Genomic DNA, 2,551 nt, shown 5'->3' with positions numbered 1-2,551 from the left:
TCGTACCACAAAAGTCAGCCGCCTTTCCCACAATTTTCATGTCGGGGTTGCGGCTGAGACGCCATGGTGGTTTTCTGTGAAAATCCTGAAATAAAGAAAGAGAGAAAGCGGAAATGAGATTCACGGAAGAATGAAAATGACATAAAAAAATTATGGAAAAGCTGTGCAACCTTTTCTTCATTTTCACCGTAAGTACAAGTAGGTTGGAGAAGCTGCAAGCGACAATCGAAGGAGGATGGAGTATATCTGCAACCAAACGAGCATCCCGCCGGAAAAAGTGATTGAAGTTCCGGAGAGGGAATTATAGGCGGCAACGTAACGTATGCTGTGCTATAATCAGGGAGCAAGCTATCTTTATATTGGAGAGGAGTGACGGAAGTGCGGAAGCTGTTTTTAGCCCTGCTTCTTTTTCTTCTATCGACCGCGACCGCGTTTGCGGATGCGGCGCCTGGCGACACGATTGTTACATACGGCCAGGATTTGAAACCGGCGCAGAAAGAACAAATCCAGAACCGGTTTAACGCGCCAAGCGGAGCGCAGGAGATTACCGTAACGAATCAGGAAGAACATAAATACCTTGACGGTCTATTGAATAAAAGCGTCATCGGCAGTCGCGCCCTCTCGTCGGCGATGATCCAAATTGCCGAGCCGGGTAAAGGGATTACTGTAGAGACAAACAACATCACCTGGGTTAGCAAAGCCATGTATGAGAATGCGCTGGCGACCGCGGGAGTCAAGGACGCGACGGTGAAAATCGACGCGCCGTCTCCAGTGTCCGGCACGGCTGCGTTGACGGGGATCATGAAGGCGTATGAGACAGTGACCGGCGAGAAAATCGACGAGAACCAGAAGAAAGTCGCTAACGAAGAGATGGTAACGACCGCGAAGATTGGAGAAACGATTGGCGATAAGGAGAAAGCGGCCGAGCTTTTGACCCGCTTGAAAGCGGAGCTGGCCAAACAGACGAGCAACCTGTCGGATGACCAGCTGCGCGAGATGATTCGCAACGTGGCGGACCAGATGGGACTGCAGCTGTCGGATGCGGAGATTGAATCGCTTGTCAGCATTCTGCGTAAAATTCAGAACCTGAATATTGACTGGAACAAAACGCTGGATCAAATCTCAAGCTACAAGGGACAGGTGCAGGACTTCCTGAATAACAATCCGGAAGCTAAATCGCTTGTGCAGGAGATTTTACTGTTTTTGAAGAACCTGATCGATCAGATTCTGGCCTGGTTTAAGTAGCCCAACAGAAGCACCGGATGTGCGTCCGGATTTGACATTTCTGACAAAACACGGTACGATAGTTTTCAAATCAAATAAATTGCATACGAAATCATAAAACTCTTATCCAGAGAGGTGGAGGGATATGGCCCGATGAAGCCTCAGCAACCGCAGGCATTGCCTGAAAGGTGCTAATTCCATCAAAGCGCAGGCGCTTTGGCAGATGAGAGGAGGACCTGGTGCGTTATACAGCCGACCCTCTTCTCCGGAAGAGGGTTTTTTATTTTTCGTAAGGATATTTTGGGAGGGGATTGGATGATGAAGACGTGGAAGATTGCATTGCTTGGATTAGGGACGGTCGGTTCCGGAGTCATGGCAATTTTACATACACATGCGGAGAGGATCCGCAAGCAAACAGGCGCCCGCTTTGAAGTGGTCGGTATTCTGGTGCGCGATTTGCAGAAGCCCCGCAAAATTGAAGTGAACCAGAGCCTGTTAACGACAGAGATTGAGGCGATTTGGCACAGGGAGCCAGATATTGTGATTGATGCGATGGGCGGTTTGGATCCGACGCTTGGGTTTATTGAGGAAGCCATTAGACGTAAATGCCACGTGGTATCGGCAAATAAAGAAATGCTGGCGGCATATGGACGGCATCTGCATCAACTGGCCGAGGAACAGAACGTCTCCTTATTGTATGAGGCAAGCGTGGGCGGCGGTATTCCGATCCTCAATACGCTGAGCCAACAGTTAAATGCAAATCGTGTGACACGTGTCTTTGGCATATTGAACGGTACAACCAATTATATTTTGACTAAGATGGAAGAGGAAGGGTTATCGTATGAGGAAGCATTGCGGCAGGCGCAGGACCTCGGGTTTGCCGAGGCAGATCCGACGGCCGACGTAGAGGGGTATGATGCGTTCAACAAAATTCAGATTATCGCTCACCTTTGCTTCGGCGGGCATATGCAGGCACTGACAAGCGAGCGTACGGGCATTACATCCGTGAGAACCGAAGAAATTGAATTGTACGGAAAACTAGGATACCGGATTAAGCTGCTGGCGGCGGCGGAACGCAGAGGAGCCGCATACGGGCTGCGCGTCGTGCCGACGCTTGTACCGTACAGTCATCCGTTGGCCGGGGTGAAAAATGAATTCAACGCCGTGTTTGTCACCGGCGATGTAGTGGGAGATTTGCTGTTTACCGGGAAGGGCGCCGGCGCGCTGCCGACCGGTAGCGCAATCGTGGAAGATATACTGAATGCAGTGCGCGGCAATACGTTTACGCCCGATCGGGAGACGTACGCGGCGCAGGAAGATAGCGGGA

At 50.6% G+C, this 2,551-nt stretch carries 2 protein-coding genes and 1 riboswitch; both genes read left to right on the top strand.

Annotated elements, in window-relative coordinates:
- The first annotated feature begins 378 nt into the window (after window positions 1-378).
- Entirely contained in the window at window positions 379-1,245 is an 867-nt protein-coding gene (locus B2899_RS03920) for a DUF1002 domain-containing protein (RefSeq protein ID WP_246147378.1), read from the top strand.
- A gap of 99 nt (window positions 1,246-1,344) precedes the next feature.
- A riboswitch (SAM riboswitch) is annotated at window positions 1,345-1,454 on the top strand.
- An 85-nt stretch (window positions 1,455-1,539) separates the two neighbouring features.
- On the top strand, window positions 1,540-2,551 hold a 1,012-nt coding region (locus B2899_RS03915; RefSeq protein WP_286884180.1), incomplete at its 3' end, for a homoserine dehydrogenase.

It is taken from the genome of Aneurinibacillus sp. UBA3580 (genome assembly GCF_002375825.1).
GTDB lineage: Bacteria > Bacillota > Bacilli > Aneurinibacillales > Aneurinibacillaceae > Aneurinibacillus > Aneurinibacillus danicus.
The sequence above is the reverse complement of the archived record's forward strand: the minus strand, read 5'-3'. Positions and strand labels throughout refer to the sequence as shown.